The organism is Gordonibacter sp. RACS_AR68, assembly GCF_030418485.1.
Lineage (GTDB): Bacteria > Actinomycetota > Coriobacteriia > Coriobacteriales > Eggerthellaceae > Gordonibacter > Gordonibacter urolithinfaciens.
In genome coordinates, this window is record NZ_JAIPUP010000002.1 from 432,191 (window position 1) to 452,121 (window position 19,931).

14 protein-coding genes are annotated in these 19,931 nt (G+C 66.9%); 5 read left to right on the forward strand and 9 right to left on the reverse strand.

Features of this window, described 5'->3' with window-relative positions; genetic code table 11:
• Nucleotides 1-390: 390 nt before the first annotated feature.
• Entirely contained in the window at nt 391-1,077 is a 687-nt protein-coding gene (locus K9U15_RS06545; protein ID WP_173011755.1) for a TetR family transcriptional regulator, read from the reverse strand.
• 171 nt (nt 1,078-1,248) lie between these two features.
• On the opposite strand from K9U15_RS06545, the gene K9U15_RS06550 reads away from it, so the two are divergent.
• The gene (locus K9U15_RS06550; RefSeq protein WP_096227959.1) at nt 1,249-3,252 is read left to right on the forward strand and encodes an MDR family MFS transporter; all 2,004 of its coding nucleotides are present in this window, start codon (nt 1,249-1,251) and stop codon (nt 3,250-3,252) included.
• A gap of 121 nt (nt 3,253-3,373) precedes the next feature.
• Nucleotides 3,374-4,954 carry a hypothetical protein gene (locus K9U15_RS06555; RefSeq protein WP_301155789.1) on the forward strand — a complete coding sequence of 527 codons (1,581 nt, stop codon included), beginning with the start codon at nt 3,374-3,376 and terminating at the stop codon, nt 4,952-4,954.
• Nucleotides 4,955-5,043: 89 nt separating this feature from the next.
• Here K9U15_RS06555 and K9U15_RS06560 read toward each other — a convergent pair whose 3' ends face one another.
• From K9U15_RS06560 to K9U15_RS06580, 5 genes are all read right to left on the reverse strand, one after another.
• Nucleotides 5,044-6,786: an ABC transporter ATP-binding protein gene (locus K9U15_RS06560; RefSeq protein ID WP_096227957.1), complete on the reverse strand. Its 1,743-nt coding sequence runs from the start codon at nt 6,784-6,786 to the stop codon at nt 5,044-5,046.
• Nucleotides 6,776-8,596, reverse strand: coding sequence for an ABC transporter ATP-binding protein (locus tag K9U15_RS06565; RefSeq protein WP_087191103.1), 1,821 nt, complete (start codon nt 8,594-8,596; stop codon nt 6,776-6,778). Before K9U15_RS06565 ends, K9U15_RS06560 begins: the two co-directional genes overlap by 11 nt.
• Before the next feature lie 188 nt (nt 8,597-8,784).
• Nucleotides 8,785-9,408, reverse strand: coding sequence for an MptD family putative ECF transporter S component (locus K9U15_RS06570; protein WP_096227956.1), 624 nt, complete (start codon nt 9,406-9,408; stop codon nt 8,785-8,787).
• A gap of 46 nt (nt 9,409-9,454) precedes the next feature.
• Complete coding sequence (locus K9U15_RS06575; RefSeq protein WP_227115167.1) at nt 9,455-10,990, reverse strand: ABC transporter ATP-binding protein; 1,536 nt, start codon at nt 10,988-10,990, stop codon at nt 9,455-9,457.
• A gap of 26 nt (nt 10,991-11,016) precedes the next feature.
• A complete protein-coding gene (locus K9U15_RS06580) occupies nt 11,017-11,721 on the reverse strand; it encodes an energy-coupling factor transporter transmembrane protein EcfT (RefSeq protein WP_227115166.1) in 705 nt (234 codons plus the stop codon).
• A 236-nt stretch (nt 11,722-11,957) separates the two neighbouring features.
• Between K9U15_RS06580 and K9U15_RS06585 the strand changes: the two genes are divergently transcribed.
• From K9U15_RS06585 to K9U15_RS06595, 3 genes are all read left to right on the forward strand, one after another.
• The gene (locus K9U15_RS06585) at nt 11,958-12,974 is read left to right on the forward strand and encodes a helix-turn-helix domain-containing protein (RefSeq protein WP_096227953.1); all 1,017 of its coding nucleotides are present in this window, start codon (nt 11,958-11,960) and stop codon (nt 12,972-12,974) included.
• An 82-nt stretch (nt 12,975-13,056) separates the two neighbouring features.
• On the forward strand, nt 13,057-13,584 hold the full coding sequence (locus tag K9U15_RS06590; RefSeq protein WP_096227952.1) for a PadR family transcriptional regulator: 528 nt from the start codon (nt 13,057-13,059) through the stop codon (nt 13,582-13,584).
• A gap of 303 nt (nt 13,585-13,887) precedes the next feature.
• On the forward strand, nt 13,888-15,372 hold the full coding sequence (locus tag K9U15_RS06595; protein WP_301155790.1) for an MFS transporter: 1,485 nt from the start codon (nt 13,888-13,890) through the stop codon (nt 15,370-15,372).
• Between the two features lie 22 nt (nt 15,373-15,394).
• Here the strand turns inward: K9U15_RS06595 and recN are convergent, their stop codons facing one another.
• The 3 genes from recN to K9U15_RS06610 all read right to left on the reverse strand — a co-directional run bounded on the left by recN (nt 15,395) and on the right by K9U15_RS06610 (nt 19,730).
• The gene (recN, locus tag K9U15_RS06600; RefSeq protein WP_096227950.1) at nt 15,395-17,080 is read right to left on the reverse strand and encodes a DNA repair protein RecN; all 1,686 of its coding nucleotides are present in this window, start codon (nt 17,078-17,080) and stop codon (nt 15,395-15,397) included.
• 123 nt (nt 17,081-17,203) lie between these two features.
• On the reverse strand, nt 17,204-17,656 hold the full coding sequence (locus K9U15_RS06605) for a protease inhibitor I42 family protein (RefSeq protein ID WP_227115165.1): 453 nt from the start codon (nt 17,654-17,656) through the stop codon (nt 17,204-17,206).
• Between the two features lie 196 nt (nt 17,657-17,852).
• Nucleotides 17,853-19,730 carry a leucine-rich repeat domain-containing protein gene (locus tag K9U15_RS06610; protein ID WP_227153958.1) on the reverse strand — a complete coding sequence of 626 codons (1,878 nt, stop codon included), beginning with the start codon at nt 19,728-19,730 and terminating at the stop codon, nt 17,853-17,855.
• Between the last annotated feature and the right edge of the window lie 201 nt (nt 19,731-19,931).

Genomic DNA, 19,931 nt, shown 5'->3' on the forward strand with positions numbered 1-19,931 from the left:
AAAGGACAGGTGTTGTAACCTGCGGTGCCACCTTTATTGGCTCTGCGATGCAGAACCCTCTCACGAACATGCCAACACATGTTCTGCCCTTAACGCAGGCTCACGGTCCAGATACTCGGTCGGCTCGGCCCCGTGCGCGCCATGCCTTCCTTTCCCCTTTCCCTCGGCGAACCATTTACCATCCAGCTTACTGCGGGAATCCCAGCTGCGCCCGCTCTCTGTGAGTGCTCATGATGGCTTGACTTTCGCCTCATCGGTTTCAGCTATTAAGTTGTGGCGCATACTTTAGCACAACGCTTCGGGATGCTGTCAAGAGAAAATGCACGTTTTTCAACGCAGGCCGCAGTATCGCGGACCGTTGAGCCGTTGGCTGCGAGCCGGGAGCGCGCCCTAGCCCGCCGTGTCGTCCCCCGCAGAAAGGTACGTCGCTATCAGCCGGCGCGTCTCGGAGGATGTGGGCGCCGCCTCGCCGCAGACATGCAGCATCGAGCGCGTGCGCGCCAGGCCGATGGCCGTGGAGGACGCCACGAGCGCCTCCTCCTCCACCGACCCGCCCGCCAACATGCGGCGCTCGGGACGCTCGCACAGATAGGAGCGCAAGGCGGCGGCGATGGAGCGCTGCACGGCCAAAAGATCGCGCTGGCCGTGGAAGAACAGCTGGGGCATGGAACGCAGCGCCTCGCGTCGCAGGCTCTCTATCTCGTCGTCCACGCCCGCGGACACGGTGGTGCTCACCACCCCCACGAGCACATCGAGGTAGCACGCCTCGTCATGCTCCGCCAGTATCTCGAGCAGGCGCTCGTCGTCGGGGAACGCGTCCATGCGTCCCATGATGACCGAGGCCTTCGAGGGGAAGTAGTTGAAGAACGTCTTCTTGGATATCTCGGCCCGCGCGCAGATGTCCTCCACCGTCACGCCGTCGTAGCCGCGCTCGATGACCAGCTCCAGCGCCGCGCGCTCCACCGCAAGCCGCGCCTTGAGCTTCTTACGGTACCGCAGCCCCTCCGGCGATGCGTTCTCCCGACCGTGCTCCACGATGCGCGCAACCTCCCGTTGACGATGATGTGCCGTTTTCATGCAGGGTACCACAAGTTTCGACCGCGCCGCTTTTCATCTACCGAATGAATATTTATACTGGGTGTAAATTACCTCAGCCGCACATGAAGGCGTTCTCGAGGACGGGCGAAAGCCCGCTCGAGGGCGCCTTTGTTCGCGGCAGCACGTCTCTTAGCGGAAGGAATCAGGCATATGGGTTTGTCGCGCAAGCAGATCATCATGTTGGCCGTGCTCGTGTTCGGCACGTTCGTCACCGTCTTGAACCAAACGGTGGTGGCGCCCGCGCTGCCGTCGGTCATGGCCGAGATGAGCGTCGACGCTTCCACGGCGCAGTGGCTGACCACGGGATTCACCCTGGTCAACGCCATCATGATTCCCATCACGGCGTTCTTGACGGACCGCTTCACCACCAAGCGGCTCTTCCTCGTGTCCATGGCCATCTTCACTGCGGGCAGCGCGCTGGCCGGCTGGGGGCCGAGCTTCGCCGTGCTGCTGCTCGGCCGCCTCGTGCAGGCCGCAGGCGCCGGCATCCTCATGCCGCTCGTGATGACCGTGCTCATGTGGACGTTCCCCGTGGACAAGCGCGGCACGGCCATGGGCCTGTTCGGCATCGTCATCGCGTTCGGCCCGGCCATCGGCCCCACGGTCGCCGGCGTGATCATCGACCGCTACACCTGGCATGACATGTTCTATATCATCACCGTGCTGTCGGCCGTCGTCGTGCTCATCGGCGCGTTCGTGCTGGAGAAGGGCGGCGAGACGAACAAAGACGTCAGCCTCGACGTGCCGTCCGTCGTCCTGTCGTCGTTCGGCTTCGGCGGCCTCCTGTACGGCCTGTCCACCATCGGCTCGTACGGCCTGCGCGCCGACGCCATCGCGGGCACGCTCGTGGGCGTGGTGGCGCTCGTGTTCTTCTTCCGCCGCCAGCTGAAGATGGAGCATCCCATGCTGCAGGTGCGCGTGCTGGCCAACCGCAAGTTCCTCATCGCCACCATCATCGGCATGCTCGTGCAGGGCGCCCTGCTTGCCGCCGGCATCCTCGTGCCCATCTACCTGCAGTCGCTCATGGGCTACTCGGCCACCGTGTCGGGCCTCGTGCTGCTGCCCGGCGCCATCATCATGGGCGCCATGGGCCCCATCGCCGGCCGCCTGTTCGACAAGCACGGCCCGCGCGTGCTGGCGCTCGTGGGCATGGGCGTGCTGACGCTCACCACGTTCTGCTTCGCGTTCCTGGGAACCGAAACGGGCCTGATCACGCTGACCGTGCTGTACACGGTGCGCCTGTTCTCGCTGTCGCTGGTGAACATGCCCATCACCACCTGGGGCATGAACGCGCTCGACAACGAGCTGGTGAACCACGGCACCTCGGTGAACAACACGTTCCGCCAGGTGGCGGGCTCGCTGGGCACGGCCATCATCGTTTCGGCGTCCACCATCGCCACGAACGCGAGCGCGCGGGTGATGACTCCCACGCAGGCCAGCATCTTCGGCATCGACGTGGCGTTCGCCCTGGCAGGCGTGCTGTGCCTCATCGGCTTCGTCATGGTGGTGGCGCTCGTGAAGAACAAGCCGGGCGAGACTGCCGAGCTCGACAAGGACAATGCACGGCGCACGGTGCTCGAGTCCATCATGAAGCGCGACGTGTTCACCCTGCCGTCGAACGCCACCGTGGCCGAGGCCATGAAGCTGCTGGTGGACAAGCACATCTCCGCGGCGCCGCTCGTGAACGCCGAGGGCAAGGCCGTGGGCTTCGTGTCCGACGGCGACATCATGCGCTACCTGTCGAAGCGCTCCACCATGATGATGGACCCCGTGGTCATGATCATGCAGACCGTGGACGCCGACGGCGGCAACAAGGACTTCGCCCGCAAGCTCGACGAGCTCATGGGCATGCAGGCGCTGAGCATCGGCGCGAAGGGCATCATAGGCGTGGACGTGCACACCGACCTTCCCGAGGTGTGCCGCGTGCTGGGCGAGAACCATCTGAAGAAGGTGCCGGTTCTCGACGACGGCCAGGTGGTGGGCGTGATCAACCGATCCGACATCACCCACTACTCCATGGAGCAGTACCTGGCCGAGCGCGGCGACGAGGCGCTGGTCGCCGGTAGCGGGGAGGGCCAGGGGCCGACCAAGCTCGAGCGCGCCGAAGAAGCCGCAGCCCTGCCGGACGACGAGGCTGTGGCGTCGTCCATCTAGCGGGCGGCGCACGGCGAACCCGGCCGATTTCGCAGCGAAAGCGGCCGGGTTCGATCCGGAAATCGATAGCCCCCTTCCCCATGCTAGCATTCGAGGGTCAATGCTCTCGAAGGGGGTCCCCATGAGGAAACGCCTGCTCGCCCTAGCCCTGCTGACGACGCTCGCCTGCGCGCTCGCTCCGAGCGTCACGTTCGCCGACGAAAGAGGCGCAACGCCCACTCCCGTCACGATCGAGGTCGGCGACGACGGCGCGCCGGTGAGCACGTCAGGCGATGGCTGGACGTACGACGACGGCGAGCTCGTGCTCGAAGCGGGATACGCATTCGCGTTCACGGGCCACGCGTTCGACGTTTCCGGCGAGAACCGCATCTGGAACAGCGGCATCATTGTAGACGGCATCTTCGTCAACGGATCCAAGGGAAACGGTTCCACCGTGCACAACGAAGCGGGCGGCGTCATCCAGAGCGGCACGTTCAATATGCCCGTCAACAACTACGGCACCATCGAAGGCGGCACGTTCCACGAATCCGCGCACAACCACGGGAAGATTGCCGGCGGCACGTTCGACGACTACGTGACCAACAGCGAAGGCGCAGTGGTTTCGGGCGGCGTGTTCGAAGACGGCGGCAACAACAACAGCGTGGACAACTCCGGGACGATCGGCGGCGGCGAGTTCAACATCGGCGTCAACAACTCCGGAGCCATCGAAGGCCGCGGCGTGTTCAACGCCTACGTGCAGAACGGCAACGCACGATTCGGCACCGACAAGAACAAGTCCTGCACCATCTCGGGCGGCACGTTCAACTCGGAGGAGATGGACAACTTCGGAACCATCGAGGGAGGAACGTTTAACGGCGAAATCCTCAGCAGGGGCATCATCGCGGGCGGCACGTTCTCCTCCACCAGCACCGTTGCGAGCAACGACGAGGACACCACCGACGGCGGCGGCACCATATCTGGCGGCACGTTCGCCGGCCCCGTGACCAACGGCGACCCCGATCCCGACTGGAATGCGGCCGCCATCACCGGCGGCACGTTCGCAGGAGCGGTGACGAACTACGACGCCATCGGAGGCGGAACGTTCTCATCCATCGTGAGCAACAAAGAAGGCGGCACTGTCTCGGGCGGCATGTTCCTTGGCGACGTGACCAATCGGGGCGTCATCGAGGGCGGCTTCTTCGCACGTCCCATCATCATCGGCGAAGGGGGGACGGTGAGCTCGTGCACCTTCCCGGTGAACGCGAGCCTGGCCGGGCTCTCCCTTGCGGGAACCGGTGCCGAGCAGCCGGTCGCAACGTACGAGAAGGACGGCGAGGAGAGCAACTGTCTCACGCTCACGGCCGACACCGGCTATACGCTGCCCGGCTCGGTGAGCGTGCGCCTGGGAAGCGCAGACGGCCGAGAGCTGGTCAACGGCACGGACTACACCTACAACGATGCCACCGGCGTCGTTGCCGTCAAGAAGGGCGCAGTCGCCGGTCCGCTGTTCCTCGCTGCGAGCGGCGTTCCCGCAATCGCACCTGCACCCGAACCGACGCCCCCGACGCCCGGCTCCCAGCCTTCTTCATCGAGCGCCAAGCTTCTCGCCGCAACAGGCGACAGCGTGCAGCCGACCGTCGTCGCCGGCATCGTGCTCTTGGCTGCCGGGACGCTCGCAGCAAGCGCAATAGCCTGTCGAAAGCGCCGCGCATCTCGACGGTGAACGCTGCGCGGCGGCTCTTCGGCCACCGCGCAGACTCCTTCTGCATGAAAGCGCTCGAGTACCACGCACAGTAGGGTGCATATCGCCGCTTACGACGCCAGCGACCACCCGGCGGTTTCGGTTTGCAGCTCCACCATACGGCGGTACAAACCGCCTTCGCGTGCCATGAGCTCTTCCGGCGAGCCTTCCTCCGCCACACGGCCCTCCTTCAGCACCACGACCTTGTCGGCGTTCGCCACGGTACGCATGCGGTGTGCGATCACGAGCACGGTCTTGCCCGCCAGAAGCCGCGAGAGCGCCGTCTGCACCTGCGTCTCGTTCTCAACGTCCAACGAGGCCGTGGCCTCATCCAGCAGCACGATGGGCGCGTCCTTCAAGATGGCGCGGGCGATGGAGATGCGCTGGCGCTCGCCGCCCGAAAGACGGCTTCCGTTCTCGCCGATGGGCGTGTCGTAGCCCTGCGGCATGCACAGCACGAACTCATCGCAGTTCGCGGCGCGGGCGGCGGCGAGAACCTCCTCGTCGGAAGCGCCGGCCCGGCCGAGCCGGATGTTGCCCATCACCGTATCGTCGAACAACACCACATCCTGGAACACCTCGGCGTAGTCTGCCAAGAGCGCCTCCGGCTCCACGCCCGCCACGTCCACTCCTCCCACGCGCACCTGTCCCGCATCGGCATCCCAGAAGCGAGCAGCCAGCTTGGCCACGGTGGACTTGCCTCCGCCGCTGGGGCCCACCAATGCCGTCACTTCGCCTTCGCGGGCAGTGAACGTCACGTCGCTCAGCACGCGCTCGCCCTCGCCGTAGGAGAACGACACGCCTTCGAAGGCCAGGTCGTGACCCGCCGGCTTGAACTCGATCGCACCTGCCTGCACAGGCTCGTCCTCAATAGCCTGCAGCCGAGCGATGTTCAGGCGCAAGTCCAGCAACTCGATGATGGTCTGCAGGATGACGTTCACCGGATCGTACACGCGCGTAACCGCCAGCAGGAAGCAGAAGAACACCATGAAGTCCACCTGCCCGTCCGCAATGAGCAGCGCACCTGCCAGCACCGTGGTGCCAATGCCGAGCCGCAAAAGCGCCTGGGCCGACGACGCGCTCACGCCAGCAGTCAGCTCCGCCCTGATCTTCGCATGCTCGAAGGCGTCTACCCTCTCTCCCACGCGCCCGAGAAACGCCGGGACCTGGTTCGTGGCGCGGATCTCGCGAGCGCATTCCAGGTACTCCTGGATGCCATCGGCAAGCTCGAGGTTCGCCTCGTTGCGGGCGCGTCCTGCCGCTTGCTGAAGACGCGTGGTGGACAGCAGCACCGCCACTGCCACCGGGATAGGCCACAGCGCCGCCAGCGCCAGACGCCAGTCGAATGCGAGCAGGCAAACGGCCACCACCGCCGTCGAAATGGCTGCACCGAACAGCTGCGGCATGACATGGGAGAACATGCGCTCGTGGTCGGCGCAGTCCTTCATGACCGCGCTCGTGAGATCCGACAGATCGCGCTGCCCGAAGAACGACAGCGGTAGCTGCCGCAGTTTCTCGGCCAGCCCGATGCGCTTGCGAGCGCTTTCGTTGTACACCACGTTGTAGGTGCTGTCGTACTCGAGATTCTGCGTGAGCAGCATGATGGCGAGCACCGCAACGATGGCCAGGAGATACGCTCCGAGCTCCGGCAACGGTTGCGACGGGTCGATCAAGTGGGACACGAACGCGCCCGTAACCGTGAACAGCACGCCGATGGGCGCCATGAGCACGACGTTGGCCAACGCTGCGGCCCCCACGCCGCGCTTGAAATCGCGCGCGCCCTGTTCGGTCAGTGCGAACTTATCACGCAGCATGGGTGCCGCTCCCTTCAATCCTCCACGTTACCGACGTGCGGTAATCGTTCCACATCTTCGCATACAGGCCGCCGGCCGCAACCAGCTCGTCGTGCCGGCCGCGCTCGACCACCCGGCCCCCGTCCAACACGCATATGACGTCGGCGCCCGTGACGGTGGATAGCCGGTGCGCGATCATGAGCACCGTCTTGCCCTCGCAGAGCCTCGCCAAGGCGCGCTGGATGAGCGCCTCGTTCTCCGGGTCGGCGAACGCCGTGGCCTCGTCGAGCACCACGATGGGCGCGTCCTTCAGGATGGCGCGGGCGAGCGCGATACGCTGGCACTCGCCGCCCGAGAGGTACACGCCCTTCGCGCCTACCTGCGTGTCCAAACCGTCGGGGAACTTCGCCATGATGTCGTCGCACTGCGCGGCGTGGGCCGCGGCCTCCACCTGTGCGCGCGTGGCGCCCGGACGCGCGGCGCGGATGTTCTCCAAAAGCGACGTCTTGAACAGGCGGTCGTTTTGGAACACGAAGGCCACCTGCGCCATGAGCTCGGAGGCGGGGATGTCGCGCACGTCCACCCCGCCCACGCTCACGCTGCCCGAATCCACATCCCAGAAGCGGGGCACGAGGCTGGCGGCCGTCGTCTTGCCTCCACCCGAGGGTCCCACGAGCGCTACCGTGGAGCCGGCGGGCACTTCCAAGCTCATGTCCACCAGCGCGTCTTCCAAAGCGCCAGGGTACGCGAAACCCACATGCTCGAAGGAGATCGAGCCATCGCGCGGATGCCCGGCCTGCGCCGCCGATGGCTCCGCTAGCGGCTTTGTCGCGAGTATCTCGTCGATGCGGCGCACGGAGTCCTGCGCCATCATGACGGCCTCGCTCGCGTACATCACCTTCGTCATCATGGTGGTAGTGATGGCCGAGAACACCGCATAGAACAGGAAGTCCGTCAGAAACGCTGCGAAATCGCCCGCGGTATGCGCCAGGAGGATGCCAGCGGGCACGAGCACGGCGAACGTGCCGTTGATGGCAACGAGCTGAACGACCTGAGGGCGCTGGCACGACTTCGAGTACTGGCAGGCCATGTCGCGGTAGCTCATGATAGCCTCGGAGAACGCACGGAACGAATGCACCGTCTGCTGGAACACCTTCACCACGGGGATGCCGCGCACGTATTCCACGGCCGCCTTGTTCATGCGGTTGAGCGCGTCTTGGTAGAGCATCATGAACGGCATGCCACCTTTTTTCGTCCGACGCCCCATCATCCACCACATCATGAGCGCCGAGATGGCAATGGGAACGAGGCACACAAGCCCCATGATCCAGTCGAACGCGAACATGACCGCCACGAATGCCACCGGGGTGACGAGCGACCCCACGAAGTCGGGCAGCTTGTGCGCAAGCATGTCCTCGGTCTGACCGGCGCAGCCGTCCACCACGCGCCGCAGATGTCCCGAGGCGTGGGAGTCGAAGTAGCCGAGCGGCACGCGGCCCAAGTGGCCGAGCGCCTGCTTGCGCATGTTCGCCGCCGTGCGGAACGCCGCCAGGTGGGTGCACATGAGCGCCGCGAAGTACACCAACAGGCCCGTTGCCGAGAACGTGAACGCAAGCCAGCCCCAGAAGGCAAGCCCCTCCGCAGCGCTCCAGTTGGGAGCCACGGCCACGAGGTCGCGCAGCACGAACCACACGCACACCAGGGGCATGACCGCGAAGACGCCATTTACGCCCGCAAGGACACACCCCAGGACCGCGAGCTTCTTGCGCGAGCCCGCGAACCCGAGCAGTCGTCCGACGGCCTCTTTGGGGCCAGGCGGCGCCACGGGCATCGCCCTGTCAGCCGCCGGCGCGCGCCCGCTCCCCGCCCCCGCGGCGGGGGCGCCCGCCGGCGGAGTCGTCCCACCGGAGCTGGCGGTTCCATGCAGCACGCCAGCTGCCGTTGCTGCTTCTGCCATGATGCTTCCTTCCTTTCCTCGAACGCAGCCTGCCGAGGCCGCGTCGGCTCACCTCGATGCGACTAGGCGCCCATCCGCGCGAAATGCTTCTTGAACACGCGCTCCCCCAAAAGACCGCCGACGATGGGACCCGCCACGGCTGCTGCAAGCGCCACCAGGGCGAGCGGGCCGTACATGAAGTCCACGAGCTGCTGGCCGTACTCGGCCGTCATTCCCGATGCCACAACCATGTCCACGTACGCCTGGCCCGTGAGGTAGATAAGCGAGACATGCCCGGCCCAGAAGCACACGACGAAGGAGACGAACGCCGCCACACGGCGAAAGGCGGTGCGCTTGCCCGGCGCGCCCAACACGAGCTCGGCCACCACACCGCCGAGGGCGATGCCCAGAGGGCCTGTCCAGAACATGCCCATAACCAAGCCGAGAAGCGCCACCAGCAGGCACATGAGCGCCACCGCGCCGCGTTTTGGAACACGGGCCAACACATACGTCCACACGATGCCGGCCGGAACAGCGCCCACCCCATGGGTGAACCACGACGTGGTGGCACTGAGGGAGCACACTATCGAGAAGGCCATGAACACCGCGAACAGAAGCACGCCGAATACGGCGAGCACCACATAGTCGCGACCGGTAAGCCGGGTGCCGCGGGCGAGCGTGCGCTTTTTCGTTGCTGTCGATTCCATACAAGAACTCCTTTCATCGGAAGTAATGCCGAAGCACGCGAGCTCATCACCCGTCGAAACCGAGCATGCGGCGCACGGCGGGCAGGTTCGCTCGCTCAAGCGGCTCTTGGACGCTCACACGGCCATCCGCCACCACGGCCACCTCGTCACATGCGGCGACGATGAACTCGTAGTCGTGCGTGATCACCGTCACGCACGTGCCGCCGTCGCGCACGCGCTCAAGCTCTCTGGCGACGGCCTGCATGTTGGCGAAATCGAGCCCGCTCGTGGGCTCGTCTAGCACCAGAACGCGAGCCCCTTGCAGCACGCCGGCCGCAATGGCCAGTCGCTGGCGCTCGCCGCCCGAGAGCGACAGCGGATGCCGCTCGGCCAGATGCGCCAGGCCGAAACGGTCGAGCGCCTCGCTGGCCGCCATCCGCGCCGCCTTGCCGCGGCCGAGGCGGCGGGCCGCGGCCGCTTCCAGCTCGCATGCGGTCGTATGGGCGAACAACTGGTAGCCCGGTTCCTGCATCACCAGGAACGCCCGGCCGGCTCGTCTGCGATACGGAACCGATCGGCCCCCGAACGCCACCTGTCCCGCGCGCTCGCGATGCAACCCGGCCAAGCAGCGCGCAAGCGTCGACTTCCCCGCGCCGTTGCCTCCCACCAAAGCCGCGATACGCCGGGGCGCGAACACGCCGGCGGCCCCGCGTAGCACATCACCGCCGCGACGATAGCCCGCACGAAGGTCGCTGAACGAGAGCGCTGCAGCGGAGGCGGCGCCCGGGGCGAGCATGGGAGCGGAGGGATCCTGCCTGGCCGTCGGCATGTCTTCGGCGCGGGCATCCTCGATGCGCCAGGCCCGCAGGCCCATCTGGTGAAGCTCGCACACGGACAGGCGCTCGAATTCCGCAGCCACCCAGTCGTGGGCGATGCGCCCGTTCTCCATATGCACCACCCGGTCGGCTATCCCCCGCAGCCACCACAGCCGGTGCTCCGAGACGATCACCGTACGCCCTAGCTCTTTCAGACGCCGAACGAGGTGCGCAAGGGTGCGCATGGACGCCACATCGAGTGCGGCCGTGGGCTCGTCAAGGGCGAACACCTCCGGACCCAGCGCATGCACCGACGCAAGGGCCACCATCTGGCGCTGTCCTCCCGAAAGCTTCCGGATGTCACGGTCGAGCAGATGAGAGATGCCCAGGTCGGCTGCGGCGTCGTGAACGCGGAGGTGAATCTCATCGTGCGGCAGGCCCGCGTTCTCGCACCCGAAGGCGATCTCGGAGGTGGTGTCCAGGTTGAAGAACTGGCTGCGCGGATTCTGGAACACGGAGCCCACGCACAGCGAGAGCCCCTCGATGCCCAAGTCGGCCGCATCCTGCCCCAGCACGCGCACCGCACCGGAAAGCTCCCCGTCGTAGGCTTGGGGCGCCAGCCCGTTCACGAGGCGCATGAGCGTGGTCTTCCCGCAGCCGGAACAACCCGTCACCGCCACGCACTGCCCTCGCGCAACAGACAGGTTCACACCCTTCAACACCGGCTCGAACAGGTTTCCTTCCGCATCGGCATAGGAGAACGCCACTCCATGGAATTCCACGGCCATGCCATCGCGCAGCCTCTGCGACGCCGTCATGCCAGCACCCCCGCGCCCAGCGCCGCAGACACGCCCGCAATCGCGGCGAAGTACGCAAGCAGCAGCGCATCAGCCGCACCGATATGCAGCTCGTAGTAGCTCGTGCGCCGATTCGGCGCGTCGATGCCGCGCACGGCCGCCGCATTCGCCAGCTCATCGGCCACGATACCCACTCGTCCCACCACTGGCACCAGCAGGTTCTCGACCACCTGCACGGGATGCCGCAAAACACGTGCCGGCGAGAGCGCGATACCGCGCACCTTCATGGCGTCAAGTACCGCACCGAACTCCTGACCGAGCGTGGGAGCGAAGCGCAACATCACGCACAGCGCCGCCGACACCCGCTTCGGCAGGCCAAGGCGCTGCAGGCTGTAGGCGAGCTCCCCGGTACGCGTGGTGCCCACCATGTTCGCAGCCATCATGAAGGCGCACAGCATGCGGCGCAGCATCGCCAACGAGGCGCCCACGGCCATGAGCACCACGCCCGAGTGCGCGCACAGCCAGCAGAGGACGAACAGCGCCGCCCAGGCCGCAGCCCAACGCAGGGCCGAGGAGGGCCGCCCGCACCAGATGCCGACGAGCACGCACCCGCCCATCGCCGCCAACTCAACTGCCACCGATGCGGAGGCGAACGTGGACAGGCCGATCAACAGGATGCAGACCAACGAGACACGGGGATCGACGCGGTGCGCGGGCGGCACTGCCGCAGCCCTGCCGCAGGCCCTCTCCGACGCTTTCGCGGCGCAGGCATCCCCGCCACCCGCATGCAACGACCTCGTCGCGCCCGCAGCTTTCAAAGTAGCGGCGCAGGCGAATGACGGTGCTGCGTTTGCGCCATGGGCAGACTGTTCCCCCAAGGCCCTGTTTGTAGTAGTATTGTTATCCATGGTTAACTATACTAGCGTCCTTCGGGGGAACGGAGAGGAGGAATGCGCCAATGCGCAATCCCGCCGAAAACTTCAAGAATCGCGCCGAAACGGACCGCGGGGCCGGCAGGGCCATCGACACGCTGTTCGAGCCGCAGGTACGGCAGCTTGGCGGCGTGCCGGCCGACGCGGCCGAACACGGGCGTCAAGGGCTCCTGTGGCTGATCGATCCCGCGATCGGCATGGGCTCCTTCTGGTACTTCCCCATCGGCGATCGCCTAGCGGTGGGCGCGTTCGACTTTACGCTTCGCGAGGAGGGCGGATTCTTCTGCGACGCGGCCGATTGCTTCTACTTCGGCTCCTACAACCAGGGGATGCTCCCCTACTTGGGTATCGACGCGACACTGCCCGACCGCACCGTGGTGGGGCACGCCTGGAAGCATGCCCCCTATCATCAGCGGGTGCAGGGCGGGGCGAGGTTGGGAGAGACGTTCGTCATGCTCTTGCCCGAGGCGCTGCGCGACGTCAGCCTGCGGCTGCACTGCGACCCCGTGGTGCTGAGCTCGGCTATCACCGCGCTCGACGGCACGTCCTGCCCCGCCAGGCTGCCCTCCCTGCTCGACGACATGCGACAAGCCCGACCGAGCGCCGTCGTGGCGGAGGCGTTCTACGAGAGCAAAGTAGTGGAAGCGTGCGCGCTCATCGTGGATTGGCGGCTTGCATGCGGCCGTGCGCCCATCGCGCTCTCGGCAGACGACGTCGCCGCAGTGGCGGTTGCCCAGCACCTCATCCAGCAAGATCTCGCGCGCCCCGCTACCACCGAGGAGCTCTGCCGCGCGACTTGCATGGGAACGAGCAAGCTCATCGAGTTGTTCAGGCTATCCTGCGGCATGACGCCGCAGGAGTACGCGCGCGATGTGCGCATGCATCACGCTTGCGAGCTGCTCGAGACCACCGACCTGTCTCTGGCCGAAATAGCCGCACGCGTGGGTTATTCCCGTCAGGGCAGCTTCTCCGAAGCGTTTCGTGCCCGGTGCGGCCTCCCGCCCCGAGAGTGGCGTGCGAGCGCTCGCGCCCTCCATCGGTGAGATTTCTGCAGTCTCCCCTTGCGCTTTATACTATCAGTGATAGTATATTCCTTGCCAACGAAAACCGAAGGGAACCAGAAAAATGGCCAGCCATTCGATCGAGATCATGATCCTGGGAGCGCTCATCGAGCGGCCGATGAGCGCGTACGAGATGGACAAGACGCTGGAAGAGCGCAACGTCCGCCGCTGGATACGCATCAGCTCGCCGTCGGTGTACCGCAACGTCATCCGCCTGTGCGACGAAGGCTACGCCGACGGCACCGTCGTCAAGGAGGGCGAGATGCCCGAGAAGACGGTGTACACCATCACGGACAAAGGACGCGAGCGCTTCGCCGAGCTCATGGACGAGGCCGCCGCGCTGCCCGCGCGCGTGGACTTCGGCTTCCTGCCCGTCTTGGCAAACATCAGCCTCGTGGACCAGAAGACCGGCCGTGCCCTCATCGACGAGCTCATCGAGACGCACCGAAGCACGGCCGAGCGCGTGGATGGGCTCATACCCGCATACGAGCGCCTCGAGGCGCGAGCGACGATGGAGCTGTGCGCCGACACGTACCGCCTGGTGGCGAAACACCTCGAGCAGTTCGAGAAGGGTCTGTACGGCGATGCTTGACGCGCAAAACACGAACGGATGTTTCACGTGAAACATCGCACCGCCGAATGCTCCCTCCCTTGCGTTGAAATCTGAGCAGTGATCTTGCTTTTGTACCTGCGAAGAGACTTATGGACCGGCAAGGCTTTCCACAGGCGCAACAGGGAGGGCTTAGAGGGCAATGGATTCGACTGGCCGTTGGCGACAGGCCAATGCGCCAAAAAAACGGCATTCTGATGCACTAACTAATTGAGGAACCGGGTTGACCGGTTTCTTTTTCGGCACTAACTATCATTGATAGTAATATTGTAGATAGGAGATATCATGGACGTGCAAAACTTGAGAGAACAGGCGCTCGACGCGGGAACGCGCACTTCGGCCGCAGCCGCGCGCAACAGGGCGCTCGAGGGCGCGGCGGCCGGTGCAGCGCGGCGCAACGGGCAGGCGCAGGCGGAGAGCAAGCCTTTCCCTACCTCCGCCGTGCTGGGAGGACTGGCATTGAGCCTGTTCATGGCCGCGCTCGACGCTACCATCGTGAGCACCGCCATGCCGAAGATCGCCGCGGGCCTGGGCAGCTTCGACCACTACACCTGGCCGTTCACCTCGTACCTGCTCACCTGCACGCTGGCGACGCTCTTGTGCGGCGCATGCGCGACGCGCTTCGGCCACAAGCGGGTGTTCGCCTGCGGCATCAGCGTGTTCGCCGTCGCATCGGCCGGTTGCGCGCTGTCGAACAGCCTCGACGCGCTCACGGCATGGCGCGCCGTGCAGGGCGTGGGAGGCGGGCTCGTGGAGGCCGGCGTGTTCATCGCCATGGCCGAGCTGTTCGAGCCGCGCGTGCGCGGAAAGTACATGGGCATCCTCTCGTCCATGTACGGCTTGGCCTCCATCACGGGGCCGCTGGCCGGCGGGCTGATCGCCGACACGGTTGGCTGGCACTGGATATTCCTCGCCAACCTGCCATTGAGCATCGTGGCGCTCGTGCTGGCAGTGCGGTTCCTTCCCGGGAAGCAAGCCCATGCAGAGCGGTCGTTCGACCTGCCCGGCGCCGTGTGCTCAGCCACTGCCATCGTGCCGCTCACGCTTGCGTTCAGCCTGACCGGCAGCGCCTTCTCGTGGTTCTCCGGGCCGTTCTTCGGGCTTCTCGCGACGGCCGTCGTCATGATCGCGGTGCTCGTGCTGGTCGAACGACGCCGCGATCACGCCATCGTGCCGGTTCGGCTCTTCCGCCGCGCGCAAGTGAACGGGGCGGTGGCGATGGGGTTCTGCTCGCAGTTCGCCCTGCTAATCGGCGTGATGTTCGTGCCGCGGTTCGTGCAGGAAGGGTTGGGGCTCTCGTCGTCCGCCTCGGCGCTGGCTACCATCCCCATGACGCTGGCGCTCGTGGTGGGCAGCACGTTGGCGGGGCGGGTGTTCGGCAGGAACGGGAGAATGCGCGCTATCAGCCGTATCGGGTTCCTCGTGCTGGGCATCGGAGCGCTGCTGCTGTGCCTCGTGGGCCCTGCAACCGGCATGGTGCAGCTCGCGTGCTCGTCGGCGATGCTGGGATTCGGCATCGGCGTGAACATGCCCATGACCAACATCGCCGCTCAGACCGCCGTGGAGCCGCGCGACATGGGCAAGGTCACCTCCCTCGCGCTGTTCTTCCGCGGGCTGGGCGGCACCGTGGGATCGGCGGCATGCGGCACGGTTGCCGGCGCGTCGTTCGCAAGCGCGGCACTGCCCGTGTTCGCGCTTTGCATCGGCGCGGGCATCGCCGGGCTCGTGCTGTCGGGCACGCTTCCGCGGCTCATCGAGCGTCGCTGGTAGAGGGCGAGGCGACGAGCACGCGTCAGTCGGCGGCCCGCTCGAGCAGCTCGCGCGCGTGGGCGAGCGACGTCTCGGTGGCGTCGCCCGACAGCATGCGCGCGATCTCGGCGGGTCGCTCGGCGCTGTCCAGCTGGCGCAGATCGGTCTCGGGCATGGCGCCCTCGTCCCCCGCCGCCTTCTGCACCACGTAGTGAGCCTGGCCGCGGACGGCCACCTGCGCGAGGTGCGTGACGACGATCACCTGGTGCGTGCGCGCAAGGTCGGCGAGCACGTCGGCCAAGGCCACGGCGGTCGAGCCGCCCACGCCCGCGTCCACCTCGTCGAACACGAGCGTGTCCACCTCGTCCGCCTCGCCGAGCACCACCTTCACCGCCAGCATGACGCGGCTGACCTCGCCGCCCGACGCGATGCGCGCGAGCGGGCGCGCCTGCATCCCGGCACCCGGGCGGAACAGGAACTCCACCGCCTGCGGCCCCACCTTCGTCCACTGGCCGCGCTCGAGCGGCGCAAGGTCGCACACGAGCCCGGCACCGCCCATTTCCAGGCGGTCCATCTGCGCGCACACGGCCGCAGCGAACCGCGGCGCGGCCTCGGCGCGCGCTTCGGTCAGCACGGCCGCCGCCTGCGCGAGCGCCTCTTCGGCCCGATCGAGCTCCTGCTGCGCCGCGCGTTCGCGCTCGGCGGCGTCGTCCACGAGCGACACAAGGTCGGCCGCCTCGGCGCGACGCTCGAGCACGTCCTCCATGCGCGGACCGTACATGCGCAGAAGCCCTTGCAGCGAAGCCATGCGCTCCTGCTGCTGGGCGAGCGCCTCCGGATCGAACTCCACGCCCTCGCGGTAGTCGCGCGTCTCGCGCGCCATGTCCTCCAGCACGTAGCCCGCCTCGCGCAGCGCGTCGGCGAACTCGCCGAGCTTCGCGTCGTAGCGAGCCGCACCGTCGAGCGCCGAGATGGCGCTGCCCAGCGCGTCGATGGCCCCTTGCTCGCCCGCAAGCGCCTCGTGCGCCGTATTCGCGGACACGACCAGCGTCTCGGCGTGCTCGACGCGCGCGAGCTCCTCGAGCAGCTCGTCGTACTCGCCTTCGCGCGGATCCACCGCGTCGATGCGCTGCAGCACGAAGCGCGCCTCGTCGAGCTTGGCCGAGGAGGCCTCGCCCGCCTCGCGCACGCGCGCCAGCTCGGCCGCAGCCTCGTTCGCCGTCGCGAACGCTTCCTCATACGCAGCGTGCGCCTGCGCCACCGCTTCGCCTGCCCACGCGTCGAGCATGCGCACATGCTGGGAGGTCTTCATGAGCTGCTGGTGCTCGTGCTGGCCGCACAGGTCGATGGTGGACGCCACGGCGCGCGCGAGCTCGCCGACGCTGGCCATGCGGCCGTCGATGGACACGCGCGAGCGGCCGTCCGACGTCACGCGACGGGTGGCCACGAGCTCCCGGAGTTCGTCGAAGTCGCCCGCAGCCAGGGCAGCGTCGGATTCGGAGCCGTCGGCGGAGGCGATGCCGTAGAATCTTCCCGAAACGGTGAGGGAATCTTCGCCGTCGCGGACGGCGTCCTTGTCGGCGCGCGCGCCCATGAGCAGCTTCAACGCCGAGAGCAGCGCCGTCTTGCCGGCGCCCGTCTCGCCCGTGAGCACGGTCAGCCCGCGCGCCGGCACGAGCGTCGCCTCGCGGATCAACGCGAGGTTCTCAACCTGGATCTCATCGATCATCGCGCACCCCTCACACCTCGATCGTTCCTAGAACTATCAAGTATAGCAGCGGTTGCACGCCATCTCGAAACAACCACGCTTCCCTGCACCGCGCATCCGCCGCAAGGAAGCGTGCCGGGAGACTTACTGCACGGAGGCTTCCGCGAACGCGCCGTCCTTCACCTCGGTTTTGACAACCACCGTCTTGTCGGCGTCGGAGGCTTCCCAGGAGCGCGCGTACTTCAACGTGATGGTCGCTTCGCCCGAGCCCTCGGCCTGGTAGGTGAACGTGTGCACGCCGCCGGCGCCCGCCTTGCCGTCCGAGCTCGTTTCGGCCTTGTACTCGTCGCCGACGGCCTTGACGGCTTCGCCCTCGATCGAGCTGGCCCACTCGTAGCCGGTGGTGGCATTCGCATCGAGCGCCACGGTCATCGTGTCGCCCGTACATGAGAGCATGCCGCCCTCGAACGAGACGTCGATCTCCTTGCCGCCCGCCTGCGAATCCGCGGCAGGCGCCGTACAACCCGCGACGGCCGCAGCCAAGGCAACCATGCACACTCCGACCAGGACAACCTTGAAGAACCTCTTCATCTTCATCGCATCTCCCCGCTTTCCGCCGACCGAATGTGGCACGTGCCGCACTTCCAACGCCCTGCTACCGCATCCGGGCCGCTTTGCCAATCGAGCTGTCAACACATAGTAGACCATCGTGGATAAAGTTGCTAAGCCGGCGCTTACGCCATCGCGGCGCTTTTGCCGAATCCAAAGGCATGCCTTCCATACCGCACCAATTTCACAACGCGAACCGCTCCCTCACGCTCGTCGGCTTGGACTGGGCGCGGTGCTGCTCCATGAGGTAGAGCACGCAGTCGGTTCGGTTGCAGGCGCGCAGCAGCTCGATCTGCCGGTCGAACGTGCGCTCGTCGACGAAGCCGTCCCGCACGAGCGCCTCTACCATCGCCCGGTCGCCCTCCTGCGCCACACGCTTCTGAGCCTCACGCTCGTGATCGCGCAGATACGCCACGAGCGCCGTGCGCGTCGCGTCCTCCAAGCGGTACGGCACGGTCAGCCGATGCAGCACCGCGCCCAGCTTGTCCGGCAGGTTCTTCCCCGAGCGCAGCAGCTCGTCGTAGCGCCCGTAGTCGAACGGCACGCCGTCCTCCGCGTCCGTCAGAAAGCACGTGAGCAGCTGATCGGCCGATACGTGCACGATCGTTCCCGTGCGCTCGAGACGGCACACCGCGTACTCGAAGCTGCCTTCTCCGATGGAGCGCACGCTGGCCGGGATAGACACGGGCCCTTCGAGGATGCGCGAGCAGAAGCAGTGGGGCCCGATAGCCTCGAGCCCCTCGGGAAGCACGAGCCGCTTCGCGTTGCGGCATGCGTTGTCGCGCTCGACGACGCGCACGGTATCGGCCACCACGAGCGATGCGGGAGCGTAGGGCAGCGCGCGCACGCCCACGCGGACGAGCGGGCGGCCTTCCACCGAGCGCGGCAGCACGAGCGCGTCCTCCGGTGCGGCGGAATGCGCGGCCACGTGCGCCACCTGCCCCGGCGACGGCGCCTGTTCCACCGCGCTCTGCCCGCGCAGCGTCGCCGCGCGAACGGCGGCGGCCGCCGCGAACCGCTTGGACACCGAGGTGGGCGCGGGCGGCCCGGCCACCAGCACCGCGCCAGCGTCGTCGAAGTCGTACCAGCATCCGTCAAGCTCCACCGCTCGCGGACCCGCCAGCCGCACGCCGCGAGCGGCGAGCGGGCGATGCGCCAGCGCTTCGGGCGGGCACAGCCACACGGCATCGTCCCAGCCCTTCGCATCCACGCGCGCAAGCGTCGGCGGGCACGACACCACCGAAGGAGGTTCGCACCCGGCGGCGAACGCGGCCGCGCCGATGCGTTCGACGCCAGCGGGAAGCTCGATGCGCTCGTCGTACGGCGAGGCTAAAAACAACAGCGTCGACCCGCCATCGGCGAACAGGTTGCCATCCCGCGCGCAGAACCGCCCGTTGCGCGCATCGACGGAATACTCGCGACGTTTGAGGCGCGGCGAGACGCCGGCGAGGTCGCACGGCTGCTCACCCAGAATGCGCACGCCCGCCCCCACGTGGATATGCTGCACCGACAGCGCCAGAAACGCGTTCGCGCCGACGATCTGCACCGTGTCGGGCATCGCGAGCAAACGCACGCCCACGCCCTGCACGAGTCGGCGCGTGAACGCCTCGGCCGTTACGCGCACCACCGGCACGCCGTCCACGAACGCGGGCAAGCTGACCACCAGGCCGTCGTCGCTTCCCGCCGCCGCGGCGAGCCGGCGCAGGTCGAATCCCACGAGCGCGTACCCGTCGGCATCCTGGCGCACGCGCAGCGCCCCGCGCAGGTCGTCGCCCATGCGCTCGCGCGCAGGGGCCGTCGGGCCCGCGCTCGGAAAGGGCGCTGCGCCGTCCTTTCCGATGCGCTCCTCTGCGCCTCCCCGCTCCGCCGCATGTGCGAGCAGCTTTTCGCGCTCCTCGTCCGACAACCCCATGCCCAGCGCGCCCACCACCAGCAGGTCGCCGTCCGCGCCCTGCCGGCCCTGGCCCCCGGCACCCGCCTCGTCCCGCGACGCCCACGCCCGGTACGGCGGCAGCTGCGGGGACCACACCTCGCCCTCTGCAGCCTGCGCGGCGCGGACCACGTCGACATCCTGTGCGCAAAGGTTGGGCGGATTTTTGCGCACATGCTCAATGAGCTCGTTCAATTCGGTTGACGTATCGTGAAATACCAGCATATTCCCTGTCATAGAATTGTGCGACCTCCCAAATGTACCTTTTTAGTAGCAGTTTACCACCCGCTTCCCCCATGCTACACTGCCCGTGGTGGCGATGGCAAGCGTCAA